General features: G+C 70.0%; 22 protein-coding genes. 2 read left to right on the top strand and 20 right to left on the bottom strand.

Going from position 1 to position 19535, the window contains the following annotated elements; translation table 11 throughout:
- The first annotated feature begins 22 nt into the window (after positions 1 to 22).
- Positions 23 to 415, top strand: a complete 393-nt coding sequence (locus BM004_RS23530) for a hypothetical protein (RefSeq protein WP_093217275.1) — start codon at positions 23 to 25, stop codon at positions 413 to 415.
- Here BM004_RS23530 and BM004_RS23525 read toward each other — a convergent pair whose 3' ends face one another.
- The 9 genes from BM004_RS23525 to BM004_RS23485 all read right to left on the bottom strand — a co-directional run bounded on the left by BM004_RS23525 (position 416) and on the right by BM004_RS23485 (position 6098).
- Entirely contained in the window at positions 416 to 1204 is a 789-nt protein-coding gene (locus BM004_RS23525; RefSeq protein ID WP_093217273.1) for a YdcF family protein, read from the bottom strand.
- Between the two features lie 100 nt (positions 1205 to 1304).
- The gene (locus BM004_RS23520) at positions 1305 to 1982 is read right to left on the bottom strand and encodes a phosphoribosyltransferase (RefSeq protein ID WP_093217270.1); all 678 of its coding nucleotides are present in this window, start codon (positions 1980 to 1982) and stop codon (positions 1305 to 1307) included.
- Between the two features lie 16 nt (positions 1983 to 1998).
- A complete protein-coding gene (locus BM004_RS23515) occupies positions 1999 to 2298 on the bottom strand; it encodes a hypothetical protein (protein WP_093217268.1) in 300 nt (99 codons plus the stop codon).
- A gap of 334 nt (positions 2299 to 2632) precedes the next feature.
- Complete coding sequence (locus tag BM004_RS23510) at positions 2633 to 3565, bottom strand: non-homologous end joining protein Ku (protein WP_093217265.1); 933 nt, start codon at positions 3563 to 3565, stop codon at positions 2633 to 2635.
- Positions 3566 to 3667: 102 nt separating this feature from the next.
- The gene (locus BM004_RS23505; protein WP_093217263.1) at positions 3668 to 4018 is read right to left on the bottom strand and encodes a hypothetical protein; all 351 of its coding nucleotides are present in this window, start codon (positions 4016 to 4018) and stop codon (positions 3668 to 3670) included.
- A gap of 18 nt (positions 4019 to 4036) precedes the next feature.
- The gene (locus tag BM004_RS23500; protein WP_093217261.1) at positions 4037 to 4375 is read right to left on the bottom strand and encodes a four-helix bundle copper-binding protein; all 339 of its coding nucleotides are present in this window, start codon (positions 4373 to 4375) and stop codon (positions 4037 to 4039) included.
- A 166-nt stretch (positions 4376 to 4541) separates the two neighbouring features.
- A complete protein-coding gene (locus BM004_RS23495; protein WP_256220012.1) occupies positions 4542 to 5276 on the bottom strand; it encodes an extensin-like domain-containing protein in 735 nt (244 codons plus the stop codon).
- A gap of 4 nt (positions 5277 to 5280) precedes the next feature.
- Positions 5281 to 5751, bottom strand: coding sequence for a hypothetical protein (locus BM004_RS23490; RefSeq protein WP_093217258.1), 471 nt, complete (start codon positions 5749 to 5751; stop codon positions 5281 to 5283).
- Between the two features lie 26 nt (positions 5752 to 5777).
- On the bottom strand, positions 5778 to 6098 hold the full coding sequence (locus BM004_RS23485; RefSeq protein ID WP_093217255.1) for a hypothetical protein: 321 nt from the start codon (positions 6096 to 6098) through the stop codon (positions 5778 to 5780).
- Positions 6099 to 6302: 204 nt separating this feature from the next.
- Between BM004_RS23485 and BM004_RS23480 the strand changes: the two genes are divergently transcribed.
- Positions 6303 to 10730 (top strand): DEAD/DEAH box helicase, encoded by a 4428-nt coding sequence (locus BM004_RS23480; protein ID WP_371270358.1) that lies wholly within the window; start codon positions 6303 to 6305, stop codon positions 10728 to 10730.
- 16 nt (positions 10731 to 10746) lie between these two features.
- On the opposite strand, the gene BM004_RS23475 is transcribed toward BM004_RS23480, so the two are convergent.
- The 11 genes from BM004_RS23475 to BM004_RS23425 form a co-directional block, all read right to left on the bottom strand.
- Positions 10747 to 11172 (bottom strand): nitronate monooxygenase, encoded by a 426-nt coding sequence (locus BM004_RS23475; RefSeq protein WP_093217424.1) that lies wholly within the window; start codon positions 11170 to 11172, stop codon positions 10747 to 10749.
- Between the two features lie 28 nt (positions 11173 to 11200).
- Entirely contained in the window at positions 11201 to 11713 is a 513-nt protein-coding gene (gene msrA / locus BM004_RS23470) for a peptide-methionine (S)-S-oxide reductase MsrA (RefSeq protein ID WP_093217251.1), read from the bottom strand.
- Positions 11710 to 12159, bottom strand: a complete 450-nt coding sequence (gene msrB / locus BM004_RS23465; RefSeq protein ID WP_093130051.1) for a peptide-methionine (R)-S-oxide reductase MsrB — start codon at positions 12157 to 12159, stop codon at positions 11710 to 11712. The genes msrA and msrB overlap by 4 nt, the downstream gene beginning before the upstream one ends.
- A gap of 124 nt (positions 12160 to 12283) precedes the next feature.
- Entirely contained in the window at positions 12284 to 14272 is a 1989-nt protein-coding gene (locus tag BM004_RS23460) for a hybrid sensor histidine kinase/response regulator (protein ID WP_371270355.1), read from the bottom strand.
- Positions 14273 to 14274: 2 nt separating this feature from the next.
- Complete coding sequence (locus tag BM004_RS23455) at positions 14275 to 15165, bottom strand: sensor histidine kinase (RefSeq protein WP_256220010.1); 891 nt, start codon at positions 15163 to 15165, stop codon at positions 14275 to 14277.
- Between the two features lie 3 nt (positions 15166 to 15168).
- Positions 15169 to 16194 (bottom strand): ATP-binding protein, encoded by a 1026-nt coding sequence (locus BM004_RS23450; protein ID WP_093217248.1) that lies wholly within the window; start codon positions 16192 to 16194, stop codon positions 15169 to 15171.
- Complete coding sequence (locus BM004_RS23445) at positions 16185 to 16589, bottom strand: anti-sigma regulatory factor (RefSeq protein ID WP_093130054.1); 405 nt, start codon at positions 16587 to 16589, stop codon at positions 16185 to 16187. The genes BM004_RS23450 and BM004_RS23445 overlap by 10 nt, the downstream gene beginning before the upstream one ends.
- Entirely contained in the window at positions 16579 to 16953 is a 375-nt protein-coding gene (locus BM004_RS23440) for an STAS domain-containing protein (protein WP_093130055.1), read from the bottom strand. The genes BM004_RS23445 and BM004_RS23440 overlap by 11 nt, the downstream gene beginning before the upstream one ends.
- 10 nt (positions 16954 to 16963) lie before the next feature.
- Positions 16964 to 17827, bottom strand: a complete 864-nt coding sequence (locus BM004_RS23435) for an STAS domain-containing protein (RefSeq protein WP_093217246.1) — start codon at positions 17825 to 17827, stop codon at positions 16964 to 16966.
- A 285-nt stretch (positions 17828 to 18112) separates the two neighbouring features.
- Positions 18113 to 18373 (bottom strand): helix-turn-helix domain-containing protein, encoded by a 261-nt coding sequence (locus BM004_RS23430; RefSeq protein WP_093217420.1) that lies wholly within the window; start codon positions 18371 to 18373, stop codon positions 18113 to 18115.
- A 304-nt stretch (positions 18374 to 18677) separates the two neighbouring features.
- A complete protein-coding gene (locus BM004_RS23425; RefSeq protein ID WP_093130058.1) occupies positions 18678 to 19478 on the bottom strand; it encodes an IclR family transcriptional regulator domain-containing protein in 801 nt (266 codons plus the stop codon).
- Positions 19479 to 19535 lie beyond the last annotated feature (57 nt).

The following is a 19535-nucleotide window of genomic DNA, read 5'->3' as shown; positions in this document are numbered from 1 at the left end:
CGAGCGAAAGGAGAGCCTGGAAATGTCCGACGTATGCATGATCTTCTTCCAGCAGCGCGCCTCCAGCGTGGACCTGCATGACGCCGCACGCTGGCTGGCCGAGCAAGGCCTGGATGTCACGACCGGCGCCGATGCGCTCACCGTCCGCTGGGACGACGGCCCGGCGCTTCGGGTCCACCTGTCCACCGCCGCGCATGTGGCCGTGGAAGCCGCCGAGATCGCCGAAGGCACGGAACACGTCGCCGGCCTGGCGGCCTGCAACGCCAGGTTCGAGATCGGCATCGACGACCTGGACGAGGTGCTGGACGAGATGAACACGCTGATCGAGGTGCAATCTGCGTTGCAGGACGCGACGAATGGCTACCTGTTCAATGCGTGGAACGGCGAACTGACCGCGCCTGCAAGACAGGCCTAGCTAGTACTCCCGCAGGGCCCAGCTGCTGATGACGGCGAAGTACTCGCGCAGCCAGATGTTGTAGCGCAGGTAGAGCGGCGTGTCCGCGCCGATGGCCGTGGCCGCCGGGTAGCCGGCACGCCGTGCGATCAGGCCCGTGCGCAGCGTGTGGAAGTCGCTCGTCACGATGTGCACGGGCGCATCGCTGGACACGCCCGCCGCGGCAAGCACGCGGCGGCTGAAGAGCAGGTTCTCTTCCGTGCTGGTGCTGCGCTCTTCCTTCACGATGCGCCCGGCCGGCAGCCCGTGCTGCTGCAGGTAGTCGGCCATCACCTCGGCCTCGCTGCTGGTTCTGAAGCTGATGCCGCCGCTCACCACCACCAGGGCCTTCGGGTGGCGCGCCGCATCGCGCAGCGCGAGGTCCAGCCGCGCGATGAGCGTGGGCGACGGCGTGGAGCCGGGCGACCCCGAGCCGAGCACGATGATGGCGGCCGGCGAGTTTGTCGGCACATCCGTCAGCTTCTTGCTTGCAAGGAAAACCCAGAAGGCGGCCAGCGTTGCCAGCCAGAAGCACACGGCCCACCAGAATCCGCGCCACAGCCATGCGCGTCGGGGCGTGACGCTGAGCCAGCGTTGCATCTGCCGCCAGCGGAGGCCGAGCGCGCACAGCCCGAGCCCCATCGCCACCGGCAGGACCACGCCGAGGTTGAAGTAGCCGAGGGCGATCAGGACCAGCCCGTCGGCCGCCAGCACCAGTCCAGTGGCGATGGCCAGCACGCGTTTCACACTCGATGTCGCAAACAAATTCATGGGGCCGGACTTTAATGTCCGGCCGCGGGCCATGTGTGAAGTTCGGATGAAGTGTGCGGCGGCGATGGCGATGGCGCCGCTTGAGGCCATGCACGTCGCATCACGCGCTGGAAGAAAAAGCCCGCCAAGGCGCCAGCATCTCGCGCACGTCGTCGTCGCTCGGCGCATCGAACACGCGGTACCACGCGCCGACCGCACGGAAGGGATGCGGCGTCTGCATGCAGACCACCTCGTCCGCATGCGTGGCAATGGCAGAGCGCACGCTGTTCTCGACGGCAGATGCGGCCACGGGCTCCTTCATTGCGTGGCATGCAGGCGCGTTGCCTACCGGCACCGCAGCGACCACCGTCGAGGCACCGAGCGACCGCGCAGCGATGATCGCGGCGCGCATCGACAACCCGGTCGCCAGACCATCGTCGACGACGATCGCCGTCATGCCCTGCAGCACGAGCGGCGCCCTGTCGCCGCGATACGCCCGCTCGCGCCGCGCCAGTTCCCGCTGCTCGCGGTCGCAGGTGCGCGACAGGTCCACCCCAGGCTCGCCGGTGACGCGCACGCCGCCTGCCGCGATGGCCCCGGCCGCGTATTCCTCGTGGCCCGGAAAGCCCAGCTTGCGCACCACCAGCACGTCGAGCGGCAGGTTCAGCGCACGCGCCACCTCCACGCCGACGGGCACCCCGCCGCGCGGCAACGCGAGGACGACCGTGCGCGGCGCGCCGCGGTGGTGCGTCAGCAATTCAGCGAGGCGACGCCCCGCATCGGCGCGGTCCTGGAACATGGCCGCGCCCGCCGCATCAGGAGCGGCCGCGCCGCAAGGCCGGATCGCTGGGCGAATTTGTCGGCGAAAGCTGTTCGCCGGGCGGGCCCGGCAAGCCGCTGTCGCCGCCTTCGGCCTGCGAGGTGCCGCCGCTGCGCACCTTGCCGCGGCCCGAGTAGATCTCGTCGTCGTCGAAGTTCAGCGGCGCGGTGTCGGGCGTGCCACCGCTCTCCACCCTGCCGCGCGAGGGCGGGTTGTCGCCGTGGGGGCCGATGGCGTCCTGCACGGCCTCGTTGCCGCGGGTGTCTGGATGCTTGCGGGTGTGCTTGCTGGTCATGGTGTCCTCTGCTTTCAGAACGAATCACCCATGTGTCGGACTCGGAGCCTACGCCCGTTGTGGGAACGGCGACACAGCTTCTGTAGGAACAGCCACGGCGCCGGCAAGGCGAAGCGAACATGCGGCGCACCCTGCCGCAGCGCACGGACACTTCAAGCGTCCGGGCGCAGGGCCTGCAGCCGCCGGAAGGCACTGAAATGCCTGATCGCCAGCTGCTTCTCTCCGATGTCGGCATGGAGCAGCGGCGTTCTGGTGCGCGTCCGGCGTGTCGCGATGCAGCTCGCGATCCTGTGGCGGCCGGGCGCGGCGCATTCAGCTCTCCGGCCGGTCGCTCTCAGGCGGCCTTTCGCGCCTGGGCTGGCGCCTTCGCAGCTTTCTTCGCGGTCCTGGTCGCGGTCTTGCGACCCGGTGCGCGCTTCTTCTCCGCCGGTTTCGACGCGCTGGCCTCGCTCCTGGCCCGCGCAGCTCCGCCGCCCTTCAGGCTGCGCTTGAGCAGCTCGGTGAGGTCGATGACCTCCGCGCCCTCGCTCGGCGCTTCTTCCTCCGGCTCGATCACGGTCTCGGTGTCGCCCGCCTTCACCTTCTTGTCGACGATCTTCATCACGGCGTGCTTGAACTCGTCCTTGAAGTCGCCGGGCGCCCACCGGCCCGACATGTCCTTCACCAGCTGCTCGGCCATCTTCATCTCGGCCGCGGTGATGTGCGCGCCCTTCACGCCGGCCGCGGGCAGGTCGAGCCCCTCGAGCGACTTCACCTCGTCGCCCCAGCGCATGAGGTTCAGCACCAGTGCCTTCTCGGAGGGCACCAGCACCGCCAGGTGCTGCTTCGTGGCGATGACCACCTTGGCCAGCCCCACCTTGGAGGTCTTGATGAGCACCTCACGCAGCAGCGCGTAGACCTTCTGGCCCTTGTTGATCGGCGCCACGTAGTAGGGGCGCTCGAGGTAGACGAAGGGAATCTCGTCGGCGTCGATGAAGCGCTGGATCTCGATCGTCTGCGTGGTGCGCGGAAACGCGGCCTCGATTTCGTCCGGGGAGATGACGACGTACTTGCCGTCCTCGTACTCGAAGCCCTTGACGATGTTGTCCTTGTCGATCTCCCTGCCGGTGCGCTTGTTGATGCGCTTGTAGCCCACCGGGTCCATGCTGCGCTTGTCGAGCCAGTCGAAATCGACGCCCTGCTCGGTGCTCGCGGTGTGCAACCCGACCGGGATGTGCACCAGCCCGAAAGTGATTGCGCCTTTCCAGAGTGTCCTGCCTGCAGCCATGAATGTCCTCCGCGTCGTGGGCGTTGCTGTGAGCGAGTGCCATGCATCGCGCAAGGCCGCAGCCTACGCCCGCTCGACCCAGCGCTTGTGGGACGTGGCCGCTCAACCGATCAGGCCGAAGCCGAATGCGGTGCGCCGCCGCTGCGATGCGGGCAGGTCCGCCGCCTTCCTGCCTCTTCGGTCGGCCGGCGGCTCATCGTTCGCCGACTCCAGGTCGCTCTCGGACGCCCGTGGCCCCGTCTCGAGGTCTTCAACGAGCGCCTGCAGCGCCAGCAGGCCCTGCGCCATCGCCTTCTGGTAACTGGCCAGAGGCCGTGCCGACTTCTGCAGCAGGGTCCACATCTCCGATGAAGGTGGCGATGCCTCGTTCAGCACCCATTCGAACTTGCCGGGCCGCGGCTCGTCGACGTGCACGGCGATCCGGCGCAGCGGGAGGCGATCGGCGTGCTTCATGGCGAAGGCCAGCGGTGCTCAGGCCGTGGCCGCCGCCATGCCGCGGCATTCCTGCGCGCAGTTCCTGCAGGCCGTGGCGCAGGCCTGGCAATGCGCGTGCGAATGCTTGCCGCATTCGTCGGCGCAGGCGCTGCACATGTCGGCGCACAGCGCGCACACCGCATGCGCCTGCGGGCTGTGGCGGCCCATCAGCGAAGCCGCGAGCCGGCACATGGCCTCGCAGTCCGCGTCGAGCGCGATGCACGCGGCCATCGGCGTCACGTCCTTCTCGCGCAGGCAGGACGAGGCGCAATGCGCGCAAGCCTGGGCGCACGCATTGCATGCGGCAATGCAGCGATCGAATACGTCGGAAGTCATCGAGGATCCTTTCGAGAAGATGGGTTCTGACCATTGCGCAGGCAGGCAGCGACGCAGAGCGACGGCCGGGGAAGAAAACAGATTCGCATCGCCACGCACACCGCATGTCGGACGAATGCGGCGGCCCCGGTCGGCCATGCGCGAAAACGGGTGGCCCGGGCGCTGGCTAACGGCACATGCTGTAGCCGCCGGTCTCCAGGTGGAAATGATCACGGTGCACGGCGTTGTAGTCGGGGCCCAGCACGCCATCGAAATAGCGGCACGCGCCGGCGTGCGCGTCGCGCAACAGCAAGGCGGCCGCATCGTCCGTGTCCGCAGCACCGGCATGCGGCCAATCGCGTGCCACCGTGATGCGACGGCCATCGGCCAGCGTCAGGCCGGCCACGTCGAAAGCATCGGCCGTTGCATGGCGGCTGCGCGCCGCGCCGGGCGTGGCGCCCTCGCCGCGGTTCACGTTGCGGCAGGCATGGCTGCCGAGGTGCTCGACGGCGGCCACGGGCTGACCGAAGCGCTGGCTGGCGGCCGGCTGCAGCGCATGCCGTTCCCACATGAAGAACGACAGCGCCATCGGGCAACTCAGCGACGGCGCCGCCGGGCTCAGGCGAACGCCGGCAGACCGCAACCTCACGGCGTTCTCGAGGCCGCAGCCCGTGTCCGTGGTGCGGTCGGGCAGCAGGTCGTACCGCATGCCCGCCTGCGCGAGCGCGGCCAGGCAACGCGCGGGCTCCCGGCGGGCCCGTGCCAGCTTGTGGCCGGTCAACCAGTCGGGCGGCGCCTGCACGTCGAGCGGCGCCCACGGATTCCAGCGGTCCGGAATCTCGACGGCATCGGTGAACACGGCCCAGGCCGCCGCAGCCATGGCGGCGGCAAGGCACAGCGCAAGGCCGAGCGGGCGGTTCAACACCCTATCCGGGCGGCCGGTCCAGAAAGTCGTCCCTCGGCCCCTCGGTGTCGCCGAGTTGCGGGACCAGAAAATCGGTCAGCACACCGGCCAGGTTCGTGCTGCGCACGAGCAAGCCGACAACCATGCCGACCGACAGCAGGCGCCACGGCTTCACCAGCACGATCAGCGAGCCCGTGCCCGCCGCGTACGCCATGAGCTTTTTCGGGTGTCTGGAGGCGTAGTCCTGCAGGAACGGCGTGCCCAGTTCGGCGATGGTGCTCAGGTGGCTTCGGCGCCACCAGCGCCCCAGCACGCTTCGCTCGACCCGTTCCTCCATGCCGGCGCCCGACCCGACCGCGTTGTGGCCTCGCTCCCTTGCAAGGCGCACCACCTGCGAGCCGGTCTCGCTCTCGACGGTCCGGTAGCCCATGGCGGCCAGCAGCGCGGCGCGGGAAAGCGCGAGCTTTTCCTTCGGGCTGAGCAGGTCCGTCATTGCCTGGTCTTTCGCATGGCGGGGGTTCAGCGGTGCCAGCCGCGGTAGAGCCAGTCGGGCCGGTCAGAGCGATCGAATGCCAGCAGCAGGCCGGCCAGCAAGGCGCCGCCCGCCGCGGCCAGCAGCACCGACTTCACCGGATCGGCCGAGATCCGCTTCGTGCAGGACGCATGCCACTGCGCGGCGCGCTCCTCGAAGCTGATGATCTTCTTGCCGGCCTGGTTGACGGCGTTCTCCGCGTAGGCCTTGCCCGTGTCGACGGCGTCGGCGGCCACGTCCTGCGCATCGGAGGCAATGCCTCGCGCGGCATCTGCGAGTTGAGAGGGTGTCTTTGCTTCGTCTGCCATCAGGGTCTTCCAAAAAAATGGGAGCAACAAGTTGCGAAGCTTCCATTTGCGGAAACCCGCGCCCCGCGCACTGTCGGGGGGCGCAGGCATCTTGTGTAGGCAAAGGCAACTTCGGGCCGCGCCACGCGCCCTCGAGACTTGACATTGCCCGCCCAATCCCGATCTGATGGACGCTGGCCGCCACGCCTTTCCAGCTTTCCGGGCGTGGCACCGCAGACGCCAGCGACACCTCCCGTGACCCTCAGCCTCTTCCACCCCGCCGTGGCCCGCTGGTTCAGCCGAACCTTCCCAGGGCCCACCTCCGCCCAGGCCGAAGCCTGGCCGGCGATCCGCCGTGGCCGCGACACGCTGGTGGCCGCGCCCACCGGGTCCGGCAAGACGCTCACCGCCTTCCTGGCCGCGCTGGACGACCTGTACCGCCGCGGCCTCGAACCCGGCGGGTTACCGGATGAAACCGTCGTTGTCTATGTGTCGCCGCTGAAGGCGCTGTCCAACGACATCCGGCTGAACCTGGACGCCCCGCTGGCCGGCATCCGCGCCGAGCTGGCGGCCCTGGACATGCCCGACGTCGACGTGCGCACCGCCGTGCGCACGGGCGACACGCCGCAGCGCGACCGCCAGCAGAGCCTGCGGCGCCCGCCGCACATCCTGGTGACCACGCCGGAGTCGCTCTACGTGCTGCTGGGCTCTGCGTCGGGGCGCAAGCTGCTCTCGACCGTGCGCAGCGTGATCGTCGACGAGATCCACGCCATTGCCGCCAGCAAGCGCGGCAGCCACCTGGCGCTGTCGCTGGAGCGGCTGCAGGCGCTGTGCATGGCGCACTCGGGCGTGCGGCCGGTGCGCATCGGCCTGTCGGCCACGCAGAAGCCCATCGACGAGGTCGCGCGCTTCCTGGTGGGCGCCGGCGCACTGCGGCCCGACGGCACGGCCGAGTGCGCCATTGTCGACATCGGCTACGCCAAGCAGCGCGACCTGGCGCTCGAGCTGCCGCCGACGCCGCTCGAGGCCGTGATGTCCAACGACCAGTGGACGCAGGTGTACGCGCGCGTGGCCGAGCTGGTGTGGCTGCACAAGACCACGCTGGTGTTCGTCAACACGCGCCGCATGGCCGAGCGCGCGGCGCGGCACCTGGGCGACATCCTCGGCAAGGAGGCCGTGGCCGCGCACCACGGCAGCCTGTCGAAGGAAACCCGGCTCGACGCCGAGCAGCGCCTGAAACGCGGCGAGCTGAAGGTGCTGGTGGCCACGGCCTCGCTGGAGCTGGGCCTGGACATCGGCGACGTCGACCTGGTGTGCCAGCTCGGCTCGCCGCGCGCCATTGCCACCTTCCTGCAACGCGCCGGGCGCTCGGGCCACGCCGTGGGCGGCGTGCCGAAGGCGCGGCTCTTTGCGCAGTCGCGCGACGAGCTGGTGGAGTGCGCCGCCCTGCTCGACTGCATCCGCCGCGGCGAGCTCGACGCGCTGCGCGTGCTGCCCGCGCCGCTGGACGTGCTGGCGCAGCAGATCGTGGCCGAGACGGCCTGCCGCGAGTGGCACGAAGACGAGCTCTTCGCGCTGGTGCGCCGCGCCTGGCCCTATGCGCAGCTCACGCACGCGCGCTACATGGAGGTGGTGCGCATGGTGGCCGAAGGCTTCGCCACGCGGCAAGGCCAGCGCGCCGGCTACGTGCACCGCGACGCCGTGAACCACCTGCTGCGCGAACGCAAGGGCGCGCGCATGACGGCGCTGACCTCCGGCGGCACCATTCCCGAGACCGGCGACTACACCGTGGTGCTGGAGCCGCAGGCCGACAAGATCGGCACGGTCAACGAAGACTTCGCGGTGGAGAGCCTGGCGGGCGATGTGTTCCAGCTCGGCAACACCAGCTACCGCATCCTGAAGATCGAGCCGGGCCGCGTGCGGGTGGAAGACGCGCACGGCGCCGCGCCCAACATTCCGTTCTGGCTCGGCGAGGCGCCGGGGCGCAGCGACGAACTCTCCTTCGGCGTGTCGCGGCTGCGCGAAGAAGTGGCGCAGGCGCTGGAGGCCGGCGGCCGCGACGCCGCGATGAAGCTGCTGACGGACACGCTCGGCCTCGGCGACGACGCCGCGCGCCAGATCGTCGAGCACCTGGCGCATGCACGCGCCGTGCTCGGCGCGCTGCCGACGCAGCGCACGCTGGTCATGGAGCGCTTCTTCGACGCCTCCGGCGGCATGCAGCTGGTGATTCACTCGCCCTTCGGCAGCCGGCTCAACCGCGCGTGGGGCCTGGCGCTGCGCAAGCGCTTTTGCCGCACCTTCAACTTCGAGCTGCAGGCCGCGGCCACCGAAGACGCGATCGTGCTGTCGCTGTCCACCAGCCACAGCTTCGCGCTCGACGAGGTGGCGCGCTACCTGCATTCGGCCTCGGCGCTGCACGTGCTGGTGCAGGCGCTGCTCGACGCGCCGCTGTTCGGTGTGCGCTGGCGCTGGAACGCCACCACCGCGCTGGCGCTGCCGCGCTTCAGCGGCGGGCGCAAGGTGGCGCCGCAGCTGCAGCGCATGCGCTCCGAAGACCTGCTCGCGGCGGTGTTCCCCGACCAGGTGGCGTGCGCGGAGAACATCGTCGGCGAGCGCGAGGTGCCTGAACACCCGCTGGTGGCGCAGACGCTGGACGACTGCCTGCACGACGCGATGGACGCCGACGGCTGGCTCGCGCTGCTGCGCCGCATGGAGGCCGGCGAGGTGACGGTGATCGCGCGCGACCTGCCCGCGCCCTCGCCGCTTGCGATGGAGGTGCTCAACGCGCGGCCCTACGCGTTCCTGGACGACGCGCCGCTGGAAGAGCGCCGCACGCAGGCCGTGCAGAACCGCCGCTACACCGACCCCGAGAGCGCCGACGACGTCGGCCAGCTCGATGCGGACGCCATCGCCAGCGTGCGCGGAGAAGCCTGGCCGCAACCGCGCAGCGCCGACGAAATGCACGAAGCGCTGGGCATGCTCGGCGCCCTGGGCGACGGCGAGGTGGCGCTGCAGGCGGACTGGAAGAAGTGGCTCACGGCGCTGGCCAAGGCCGGCCGTGCGACGCGGCTGTTGCTCGAAGACCAGGACCAGGGTGCACGTGATGCGCGCGGCCTGTGGGTCGCGGCCGAGCGCCTACCGCTGCTGCAGGCCATCGCGCCCGACGCGCCGATGCACCCCGCCATCGTGGCGCCCGCCGATGCCGAGCAGCCGCCCGACCGCGACACCGCGCTGCGCGAACTGCTGCGCTCGCGGCTCGGCGGGCTCGGCCCGGTCACGGTGGCGCAACTGGCCGCGCCGCTGTTGCTGCCATCGACCACTGTCGAAGGCGCATTGCTCGCGCTGCAGGCCGAAGGCAGCGTGCTGCAGGGCCGCTTCACGCCCGGCACCGCGGAGCTCGAATGGTGCGAGCGCCACCTGCTGGCGCGCATCCACCGCTACACGCTCAAGCGGCTGCGCCACGAGATCGAGCCGGTCGAGCCGCGCGACTTCGTGCGCTTCCTGTTCGAGTGGCAGCACATCGGCGCGGCCGCGCGCGTGAGCGGCTCGGAGGCGCTGGCGGGCATCCTGTCGCAGCTCGAAGGCTACGAGGCGCCCGCGCCGCTGTGGGAGGCCGAGCTGTTGCCCGCGCGCGTGACCGACTACGCCGGCGCCTGGCTCGACGACCTGTGCACCGCCGGGCGCGTGCTGTGGACCCGGCTGCGGCCGAGCGCCACGGAAGGCCGCAAGGGCGCGGGCAGCCTGTCGTTGCGCGCCACGCCGGTCGTGCTGCTGCCGCGCCGCAGCGCCGCGCTGTGGACCACCCTGGCGCCGGCACCCGTCGACGATGACAACCTGGGCTCGCGCGCCACCCGCGTGGCAGCTCACCTGACACAGCACGGCGCCTGCTTCTTCGACGAGATCGCGCACGGCACGCGGCTGCTGCCGGTCGAGATCGAAGAGGCGCTGACCGAACTCGTCGCGAAGGGACGGGCCCGCTGCGACAGCTATGCCGGCCTGCGCGCGCTGCTGGTGCCGGCCTCGAAGCGCGCGTCGACCGACACGCGCCGCCGGCGGCGCACGCCGCTGTTCGGCATCGAGGACGCGGGGCGCTGGACGCTGGTGCGGCCACCGGCACCCACGCAAGCGCAAGCGTCCTCGACAAGAGGAACGGGCGGGCCCGACGCCGCCGAGCAGGTGGTCCACGTGCTGCTGCGCCGCTACGGCGTGATCTGCTGGCGCCTGCTCGAACGCGAGGCCGCTTGGCTGCCGCCGTGGCGCGACCTGGTGCGCGTGTGCCGGCGGCTGGAGGCGCGCGGCGAGATTCGCGGCGGCCGCTTCATCGCCGGTGTGTCGGGCGAACAGTTCGCGCTGCCGGAGGCCGTGACGTCGATGCGGCAGGTGCGCAGGCAGCCGGGCGACGGCGCACTGGTCGCGCTGTCGGCCAGCGACCCGGCCAACCTGCTCGGCACCATCGTGCACGGCCCCAAGGTGCCGCGCGTGGCGGGCTCGCGCGTGCTGTACCGCGACGGCGTGCCGATCGCGACCAGCGTGGCGGGAGAGATCGCGATGCTCGCGCCGCTCGACGCGGCGCAGGCGCAGGCGGCCACGCGCGCGCTTTCGCTGGAGACGCCGCTGCGGCTGTTCGACCTGGCCGTGCAGCAGGCCTCTTGAGGCCGAAGCCGCGCCTTCAGCAGCGCTCGCGAACTTCGCGCCACTCCCGCAGCAAGGTTTCCATCAGGCGGGCCGCGGACATCTCGCGCGCCAGCGGCGCGGCCTGCCCGGCCCGGTGCACCGCGAAGTCGTCGACGCCCTTCTTCGCCGCCAGCGCGTTCAGCTGCCTGGTGGCGTCGTACGCCACCGGGTAGTCGGCCCACGGCGGGCTTCCCTCGGCCTCGCCGTGCGCAATGAGGCGGTTGACGATGCCTCGCGCCGGTCGCCCCGAGAGCACGGCCGTGAGCGCGATGACCGCGGTGAGCGCAGTGAGCGCGGTGACCGCGGCACGCTCGCTCTTCAGGTTCGCGCGGCAGGCCGCCTTGGCCGACGAGTCGGGGCAGAGGATGAAGGCCGTGCCCGGCTGCACGCAGGCCGCCCCCCGGTTCAGCGCCGACTGGATGCCCCGGCCGAAGCGGCCAGGCCCCGGCTTACTGCGCCGAACCCGCGCGAACGGGCAACTTCCAGTCGGGCCGGATGAAGTGGCAGGTGTAGCCGTTCGGAATGCGCTCCAGGTAGTCCTGGTGCTCCGGCTCGGCTTGCCAGAAAGGCCCCGCCGGCGCGAGCTCGGTGACGGCCTTGCCGGGCCAGATGCCCGAGGCATCCACGTCGGCGATGGTGTCTTCGGCCACGCGCTTCTGCTCGTCGCTCGTGTAGAAGATGGCCGAGCGGTAGCTCAGCCCCACGTCGTTGCCCTGGCGGTTGCGCGTGCTCGGGTCGTGGATCTGGAAGAAGAACTCGAGCAGCTTGCGGTAGCTGATCTTCGCGGGGTCGAACACGATCTCGATGGCTTCGGCGTGCGTGCCGTGGTTGCGGTAGGTGGCGTTGGGCACGTCGCCGCCCGAGTAGCCCACGCGCGTGGCGATCACGCCGTCGTACTTGCGGATCAGGTCCTGCATGCCCCAGAAGCAGCCGCCGGCCAGGATTGCGGTTTCTTGGTTCACTTGATGTCCTCCACTTGGTCGATGTAAGCGCCGTAGCCTTGTGCGGCCATGTCGTCGCGATGAATGAAGCGCAGCGACGCCGAGTTGATGCAGTAGCGCAGGCCGCCCCGGTCCGAAGGGCCGTCGGGAAACACGTGGCCCAGGTGGCTGTCGCCGTGCGTCGAGCGCACCTCGGTGCGGACCATGCCGTGCGTGGTGTCGCGCAGCTCGCTGACGTGCGCGGGCTCGATGGGCTTGGTGAAGCTAGGCCAGCCGCAGCCCGACTCGAACTTGTCGGACGACGCGAACAGCGGCTCGCCGGAGACGATGTCCACGTAGATGCCGGGCTCCTCGTTCTCGAGGTACTGGCCGGTTCCGGGGCGCTCGGTGGCGCCCTCCTGCGTCACGAGGAACTGTTCTCGCGACAGTGCAGCAATGGCTTCTGGCGTCTTGCGGTAGTCGGGCATGCAATGTTCTCCAGGAAGGGATGCCGGTGGCGGCGGAGTCAACAAGGTAGGGATCTTCGGCAAAAAGACAAGCCCGCAGGGTCTATCGGCCTTTTTCCGCGCGGCCGGCCGGCCGGCGGCGCCCTCAGCCCTCCAGCCGCGTCGCGGGGCGGCCGCTGATCAGTGCCAGCAAGGCGTGCGGCTGCAGCGGCTTGCCCAGGTGGGCGTCGAAGCCGGCTTCGGTCGCCTTGGCGTGGTCCTGCGGTCGCGTGAAGGCGGTGTGCGCCACGCAGAACAGCCGCGGCTTGCCCAGCGCGCTTTCGCGTTGCCGCACCTCGCGGATCAGGTCGTAGCCGTCGCGCCCCGGCAGGCCGATGTCGCTGATGAGCACGTCGGGCCACTTCTGCTCGAACAGCTGCAGCGCACCGTCGCAGTCGGTGCCCAGGCGCACCGTGGCGCCGGCATCGGACAGCACCACCGCCATGATCTCGCTGGCGTCGGCGTTGTCCTCGACCACCAGCACGTCGAGGCCCGCGAGCACGCGGTCGGTCGACGCGGCGGGGCGCGCATCGTCCGCCTCGAGCAGAACGAGCGGCGCGTCGGCCGAGGGCACCACGCCGAGCACCACGCGCAGCGTGGCGCCGCGGCCCTCGCCTTCGCTGTACGCCGACACGCTGCCGCCATGCAGCTCGGCCAGGTTCTTGACGATCGACAGGCCGAGCCCCAGGCCGCCGTGGAAGCGGTTGTCGGGCGAATCGCTCTGCGAGAAGCGGTCGAACAGGTGCTCCAGGAAGTCGTGGCTGATGCCGCGCCCGAAGTCCTGCACCGTGAGCTCCAGCAGGTCGCCCTCGCGCTGCAGTTCGACGCCGATGCGGCCGGCTTCGCTCGAGAACTTGATGGCGTTCGACAGCAGGTTCCACACGATCTGCTGGAAGCGCGTGGCGTCGAGCCAGGCGGGCGGGTCGGCCTTGCGCTGGTCGAACACGATGTCGAGCCGCTTGGCCGCCGCGGGTGCGGCCAGCGCGTCGATGGCGGCGCCCACCAGCCCGCGCGGCTCGATCCATTCGCGGTGCAGGCGCAGCTTGCCCGAGCTGATGCGCGACACGTCCAGGATGTCGGCGATCAGCCGGGTCTGCGCCTTCACGCTGCGGTCGATGGCGTTCAGGCCCTTTTCCATCTGCTCGGGCGTGCGGTTGCCCACCTTGAGCACATGCACCCAGCCGCCGATGGCGTTGAGCGGGTTGCGCAGCTCGTGCGAGAGCACGGCGACGAAGTCGTCCTTGGTGCGGCTCAGGCGCTCGGCCGAGGCGCGTGCCGCCTGCTCGCGCTCGAGCACCTCGCGCCGGCGCGCCTCGAGCTCGAAGCGCTCGGAAACGTCCAGCGCAATGCCCACGCGCAGGCCGGGCTCGATGTGCGCCGACATGGTCCATTCGAGCCGTATCCACGAGCCGTCCTGCCGCAGCAGCGGGAACTCGCCCTTCCAGCTCGAGGTCGGCGGCTGCGTGCCGGCGGTGTGGTCCTTGACGAAGGGGGTCCATTCGTCGGGCGCGAAGGCGCTCACCGGCTGGCCGATGAGCGCGTCGCGCGACTGCCCCAGCATCGCGACCATGGCCGGGTTCACGTCGGCGAAGCGGCCTTCGGCGTCGATGAGCGCAATGCCGGTGGGCGCGTGGTCGTAGATGGCGCGAAAGCGCGCCTCGCTGTTGCGCTGCTTTTCCTCGGCCATGCGCGCGCGGATCAGCGCCTGCAGCGTGGCGATCAGCACCGGCGGCTCGACCGGGTGCACCAGGTAGGCGTCGGCGCCGGCGTTCAGGCCGGCCACCTTGTCCTCGTTGCGCACGAAGGTGGCCGACAGGTGCACCACCGGCAGCGTGGCCGTCATGGGCTTGATGCGCAGCTCGCGGCACACCTCGAAGCCGCTGAAGTCGGGCAGGTGCACGTCGAGCACCACCGCCGAGATGTGGCGCGAGGCCAGCACCAGCGCCTCGCCGCCGGTGCTGGCCTCGAGGGTTTCGAAGCCGGCCGCGCGAATGACGCGCGCCGTGGCGTAGCGCGTGGTGGGGTTGTCGTCCACCACCAGCACCGTGTGGCGCGAGCGGTCGATCGTCGTGTTGAACAGCGGTTCGGGTGGCATGGTCATTCCGCCCGGAGCGGCTGGGCAGTTTCCGCGCGCGGCAGCAGCACGGGCAAGGTCACGGAGAACACCGACCCCTTGCCCAGTTCGCTCGCCACTTCCACGTGGCCGCCGAGCAGCGCGGCCAGTTGCCGGCTCAGCGACAGGCCCAGCCCGGTGCCGCGCAGGCGCTTCTGCACCGGCGAATCGACTTGCGAAAAGTCGTCGAACACCGCGGCGTGGTGTTCGGGTGCGATGCCGATGCCGGTGTCGGCCACCGAGAATTTCACCGCGTCTTCGCCGACGCGCATTGCGGTCACGCGCACCTCGCCGTGCGGCGTGAACTTGAGCGCGTTGGAGATGAAGTTGCGCAATATCTGCGACAGCTTGCGGTCGTCGGTGTAGAGCTTCGGCAGCCCCTCGGGCTCCTCGAAGATCAGCGCGGTGGCCGGGTTGTGCAGCACGGGGCGGAACATGCCGCGCAGCGCGGAGAACAGGTCGACCATCTCGAACCAGGCCGGCGAGATGTCGACCCGGCCCGCCTCGATCTTGGCCAGGTCCAGCAGGTCGTCGACCATGTCGGCCAGCTCGGCCGCGGTGGTGTCGATGAAGCCGACCTGCTTTTCCTGCTCGAGCGTGAGCGGCCCGTCCATCCGGTCGCTGAGCAGCCGCGCGATGCTGCGGATGGCGCTGATGGGCGTGCGGAATTCATGGCTCATGTAGGCCAGGAAGCGGCTCTTGAGCTCGGTGGCCTTCTTGAGCTGCTCGGCCTGCGCGTCGAGCTCGGCGTACAGCGCGACCACGCCGCGGTTGGTTTCCTCGAGTTCCTCGCGCAGTTCTTCCACTTCGCGCTGGCTCTGGGCGAGCGCGGCCTGCGCGGCTTCATGGTCGGTCATGGCGACGGGGCTGTTCATCGGCTATTCCTTTCGGCGGATCACCACGACGGTCGCGTCGTCGCGGTGGCGCGTATGGTCGCGCAAAAGCACCGCCGCCACCAGCGTGGGATCCCGCTGCAGCAACGCCCGGATGCGCTCCACCGTCCATCGGGTCTCGATGCCGTCGCTGTGCAGGATCACCAGCGCGTGTTCCGGCAGGTCGAGCGAGGTGGTTTCGGGCTTGCGGATCTGGATGCCCGCGGTGCCGTGCTGGGTGACGAGCGACTTGTCGAACACGCCGGACAGCACGCGGCCCACGATGTTGCCCGCGCCGGTGTAGCTGACGGCCGAGGCGGCCAGGTCGACGCGCAACGCGCACACGGCCGCGCCGCGCGTGGTCTGCAGCTCGCGGTGCAGGCGCTGCACCGTTTCGCGCAGGTCGCCCTGCGGCGCCAGCGCGAACGCGTCGATGGCGGCCTGCGAGGCCTTGGCGGCCTCCGGGCCGTGGCCCAGGCCGTCGGCCAGCAGCACGGACACCTGCTCGCCGTGCACGGCGAAGGCCCAGCCGTCGCCGCTCACCGATTCGTGGGGCGCCGGCAGGCAGATCGAACCGATCTGCACGGCCGCGGCCGGTGGCACTTCGTTCGCGGGTCTTTTGGCCCGCACCCGCGCCACGCTGACCGTGCCGCCGGGCATGGACGAGTGAATGTCGAAATCGTCGGCCAGGCGGCTCACCGCGCCCAGGCCGGTGCCGGGCGTGCTGCCGGAGGAGTGGCCGTCCTGCATGGCGAGCGCGAGGTCCGGGATGCCGGGGCCGTCGTCGATGCCGATCACCTCGACCTCGCCTTGCTGCGGGCGCGCCGCGATCAGCAGGCGCCCGCCTTGCGCATGGCGTTGCAGGTTGGTGCCCAGCTCGGTCACCACCAGCGCCAGCCGGCCCGCGTCGACGTCGCTCCAGCCCATGTCCGCCACGGCATGCGCCGCATGGCGGCGCGCCTCGCCCACGCGGCTGGCGTCGTCGATCGCAAAGGCCTTGTGGGTCCAACCCCTGACGGTGGCTACTTCCACTTGGTGATGCTCACGCGAGTGCCCTTGCCCGGCGTCGACGAGAGCTCGAAGTCGTTCACCAGGCGCTTGCTGCCCGGCAGGCCCAGGCCCATGCCGTTGCCGCTGGTCCAGCCGTCGGTGAGCGCCAGCGCGATGTCCGCGATGCCGGGGCCTTCGTCCTCGAAGTGCAGCACGAGGCCGCGCCGCCCGTTGCGCTCGGCGAACTCCCAGTGCATGCGCCCGCCGCGGCCGTGGATCAGCGTGTTGCGCGACAGCTCGCTGGCGGCCGTGATCATCTTGGTCTGGTCGACCAGCGAGAGCTTCAGGTCCTGGCACAGCATGCGCACCATCTGCCGGCTCGCGACGATGTTCTGCTCGTTCAGCAGCGGCAGGGTGCCGGTGGGTTCAGCGGCCAAGGGCGTTCTCCAGCCGGGCGCGCCGGAGAAGCTCCATGCCGCGCTCGACGTTCAGGGCGGTTTTCACCCCGTCGAGCGACAGGCCGAGCTCGACCAGCGTGATGGCCACGGCCGGCTGCATGCCCACCACCACCGTGGTGGCCGAGAGGATGCGTGCAATGCCCGAGATGCTGGTGAGCATGCGCCCGACGAAGGAGTCGACGATCTCCAGCGCCGAGATGTCGATCATCACGCCCGAGGCGCCCGTCGCGGCGATGCGGTTGGCCAGGTCGTCCTGCAGCGTGAGGGCGGTCTGGTCCTGCATGTCGACCTGGATGGTCACCAGCAGGGTTTCGCCCATGCGAAGAATTGGAATGCGGTCCATGGCGTGCCGATCAGACGTCGGCAGACACTACAGACGAACGCGACACGCGCCAGCCGGTCTGCTTCAGCGCCAGCGACAGCGCGTCGGCCAGCGTGGCCTTGGTCTGCACGCCCTGCAGGTCGATGCCCAGGTGCACGATGGTCTGCGCGATCTGCGGGCGGATGCCGCTGATGATGCAGTCCGCGCCCATGAGCCGGATGGCCGTGACCGTCTTCAGCAGGTGCTGCGCCACCAGCGTGTCGACCGTGGGCACGCCGGTGATGTCGATGATGGCGAGTTCGGAGCCTGTTTCCACGATCTTCTGCAGCAGGGCTTCCATGACCATCTGCGTGCGGCTGCTGTCGAGCACGCCGATCATCGGCACCGCCAGCACGCCGTCCCACAGCTTGACGACGGGGGTGGAGAGTTCGAGCAGCTCTTCCTGCTGCCGGCGGATGATTTCCTCGCGCGCCAGCTGGAAGGTGCCGACCGTGTGCTGCGCGAGCTTGTCGGCCGTGGTCGACAGCGCCCACAGCGCGCTGCTCATGGCAATCGGGTCGGCGGCCATGCGGCGCTGCAGGGCCTCGAACAGCGGCTTCTTGAGCGACAGGACGAACAGGCTCGTCTCGCCGGCAGACTGGCCCTTGGCGGCGCGGGTGCGCGAGAGGTTGGCGAGCATGTCGCGCAGCGGCGTCCACACGGGCGCCTCGAAGCGCGCCGGGTCGCCGTCGGCCTGCAGGGCCTCGCGCAGCAGGCGCAGGATGTCGGTGGCCTCGGCCTGCGCGCTGCGGCGCACGCCCGGTTCGCTGATGCGGGCTTCATCGAGCCAGCCTTCCACCACGGTGCTCTCGTCGTCGCGCAGGGTGGCCAGCAAAGCCTGGTATTCGTTGTTCATTGGATTCCTCTGTAGTTCTGGAGTCGTTCATGTGAAACGACGAGGCTGCGTGAACGAGCGAATGCGGCTTGCTCTGACGTGGCGTTTCACGTTGAGGATCGTATCTGCGCCAGCCCTCGCAAAAGGCCCGCCGCAAATGCCGGACGGCGCGTCTTGACGTAGGCCGTCTCCCACAGGCGGACTCTTCATAGCCCGCGGTGGTGGGCGGGCGCAATGTCTTTTGACACTGCATGCACAGCAGAGCCAACGCGGCGCGGCGCTCGGGCTGCGCCCCGGCCTGGCCCCTCAGGCCGTCGGGCCGGCTCGGCGCAATTCCGTGGTGACGCCGTACAGCGCCAGCATGCCGATCACATGGCCGATCGCCACGCCGGGCTCGCCCGCCTCGATCCGCCCGACCGTCTGGACGTGGACGCCCAGGCGCACCGCGGCCGCGGCCTGGCCCTCGCCGGCGGCAAGGCGCGCCTGCTTCGCAGCGGCGCCCATGTCCTTGATTGCGCGAATGGCGTCGTCGCCAATGTCTACGGAGATTCGTTTGCCTTGAGCCATCCGGGAATTCTCGCCCAGATGCGGCCAGTCTGTTACACTCTCGCGTCGCTCAAGGATCCTGAGCGCTGCCTGGCCAGGCAAGCTGAATCTCATGCCAGCGCGTCGAAGTCACTACGACGAGAAAAACAACAATGACTTCATGCAAAAGAATTTGCCGTAGCGTGGACCGCGTAAGAGTTCACGACCACATTCCCAAAGCCCGCCTCGTGCGGGCTTTTTCATTGGCGCCGTCGCACAGCGGCTTGCCATGCGGCACGACCAGGCCGGCCATCGCGTTGCACAGCAGCAGGTGCTGCGCGTCAACTCATCCCGCCTGCAACCGCGCCAGGTTGCCGCTCGCCTTGCGCAGCGAAGGCAGGAAGGTGTCGCGCACCTCGGCCAGCGTCATGCGCTCCGCGCGCACCGCGATGCTCATCGCCGCGAACACCTTCCCCGAGCGGTCGAACACGGGCACGGCCATCGACCGCACACCGAGTTCCAGCTCGCCGTCGTTGCTCGCATAGCCCTCTTCGCGGCAGCGATCGATCAGCGCGAGCACCTCGCCCGCATCGGTGACGGTGCGCGCGGTGAGGCTGGGCCGCGGCATGGCGCGCACGCGCCGCGCGGCCTCCTCGGGCGGCATGCCCGCGAGCAGCACGCGGCCCAGCGCCGCGCAGTAGGCCGGCAGCCGCGAGCCGATGCCCAGCCCCGTGCTCAGGCTGCGCCGCGCGGTGGAGCGCGCGATGATGATCGCGTCGTCCTCCAGCAGCATGGCCAGCGAGGCCGACTCGCGCGTGCGCTCCGACAGCGCATCGAGCAGCGGTTGCGCCATCGACGGCGTCGGCCGCGAGGCCAGGTACGCGTGCGCCACCAGCAACGCCTTGGGCAGCATCCAGAAGCGCTTGCCGTCGCTTTCCAGGTAGCCCAGCGCCTGCAGCGTGAGCAGCGAACGCCGCGCGGATGCGGGCGAACTCTGCGTGAGCCGCGCCACTTCCGACACCGTGACGCGGCTGTGCTGGCGACCGAAGCAGGTCAGCACGTCGAGGCCCTTCTGCAGCGAGGCCACGAAATTCTTGTCGGGCGCGGCGTTCTCTTCTCCGGGGACGGTGGCTTGGTTTTTGCGCATAGCGCAAATCTAGCTTGTTGCGCGCTGCCTGCAAAGGGACACTGAAATCCCCTCGAA

The organism is Variovorax sp. OK212 (assembly GCF_900112425.1).
GTDB lineage: Bacteria > Pseudomonadota > Gammaproteobacteria > Burkholderiales > Burkholderiaceae_C > Variovorax.
Note: the sequence above shows the minus strand (reverse complement) of the source record. Positions and strands in the feature narration are given on the sequence as shown.

Coding starts and splice junctions, on each gene's coding strand:
- BM004_RS23530 (WP_093217275.1), top strand. CDS start 23: ATGTCCGACGTATGCATGATCTTCTTCCAGCAGCGCGCCTCCAGCGTG.
- BM004_RS23525 (WP_093217273.1), bottom strand. CDS start 1,204: ATGAATTTGTTTGCGACATCGAGTGTGAAACGCGTGCTGGCCATCGCC.
- BM004_RS23520 (WP_093217270.1), bottom strand. CDS start 1,982: ATGTTCCAGGACCGCGCCGATGCGGGGCGTCGCCTCGCTGAATTGCTG.
- BM004_RS23515 (WP_093217268.1), bottom strand. CDS start 2,298: ATGACCAGCAAGCACACCCGCAAGCATCCAGACACCCGCGGCAACGAG.
- BM004_RS23510 (WP_093217265.1), bottom strand. CDS start 3,565: ATGGCTGCAGGCAGGACACTCTGGAAAGGCGCAATCACTTTCGGGCTG.
- BM004_RS23505 (WP_093217263.1), bottom strand. CDS start 4,018: ATGAAGCACGCCGATCGCCTCCCGCTGCGCCGGATCGCCGTGCACGTC.
- BM004_RS23500 (WP_093217261.1), bottom strand. CDS start 4,375: ATGACTTCCGACGTATTCGATCGCTGCATTGCCGCATGCAATGCGTGC.
- BM004_RS23490 (WP_093217258.1), bottom strand. CDS start 5,751: ATGACGGACCTGCTCAGCCCGAAGGAAAAGCTCGCGCTTTCCCGCGCC.
- BM004_RS23485 (WP_093217255.1), bottom strand. CDS start 6,098: ATGGCAGACGAAGCAAAGACACCCTCTCAACTCGCAGATGCCGCGCGA.
- msrB (WP_093130051.1), bottom strand. CDS start 12,159: ATGCCCGACTACCGCAAGACGCCAGAAGCCATTGCTGCACTGTCGCGA.
- BM004_RS23460 (WP_371270355.1), bottom strand. CDS start 14,272: ATGCCACCCGAACCGCTGTTCAACACGACGATCGACCGCTCGCGCCAC.
- BM004_RS23455 (WP_256220010.1), bottom strand. CDS start 15,165: ATGAACAGCCCCGTCGCCATGACCGACCATGAAGCCGCGCAGGCCGCG.
- BM004_RS23440 (WP_093130055.1), bottom strand. CDS start 16,953: ATGGACCGCATTCCAATTCTTCGCATGGGCGAAACCCTGCTGGTGACC.
- BM004_RS23435 (WP_093217246.1), bottom strand. CDS start 17,827: ATGAACAACGAATACCAGGCTTTGCTGGCCACCCTGCGCGACGACGAG.
- BM004_RS23430 (WP_093217420.1), bottom strand. CDS start 18,373: ATGGCTCAAGGCAAACGAATCTCCGTAGACATTGGCGACGACGCCATT.
- BM004_RS23425 (WP_093130058.1), bottom strand. CDS start 19,478: ATGCGCAAAAACCAAGCCACCGTCCCCGGAGAAGAGAACGCCGCGCCC.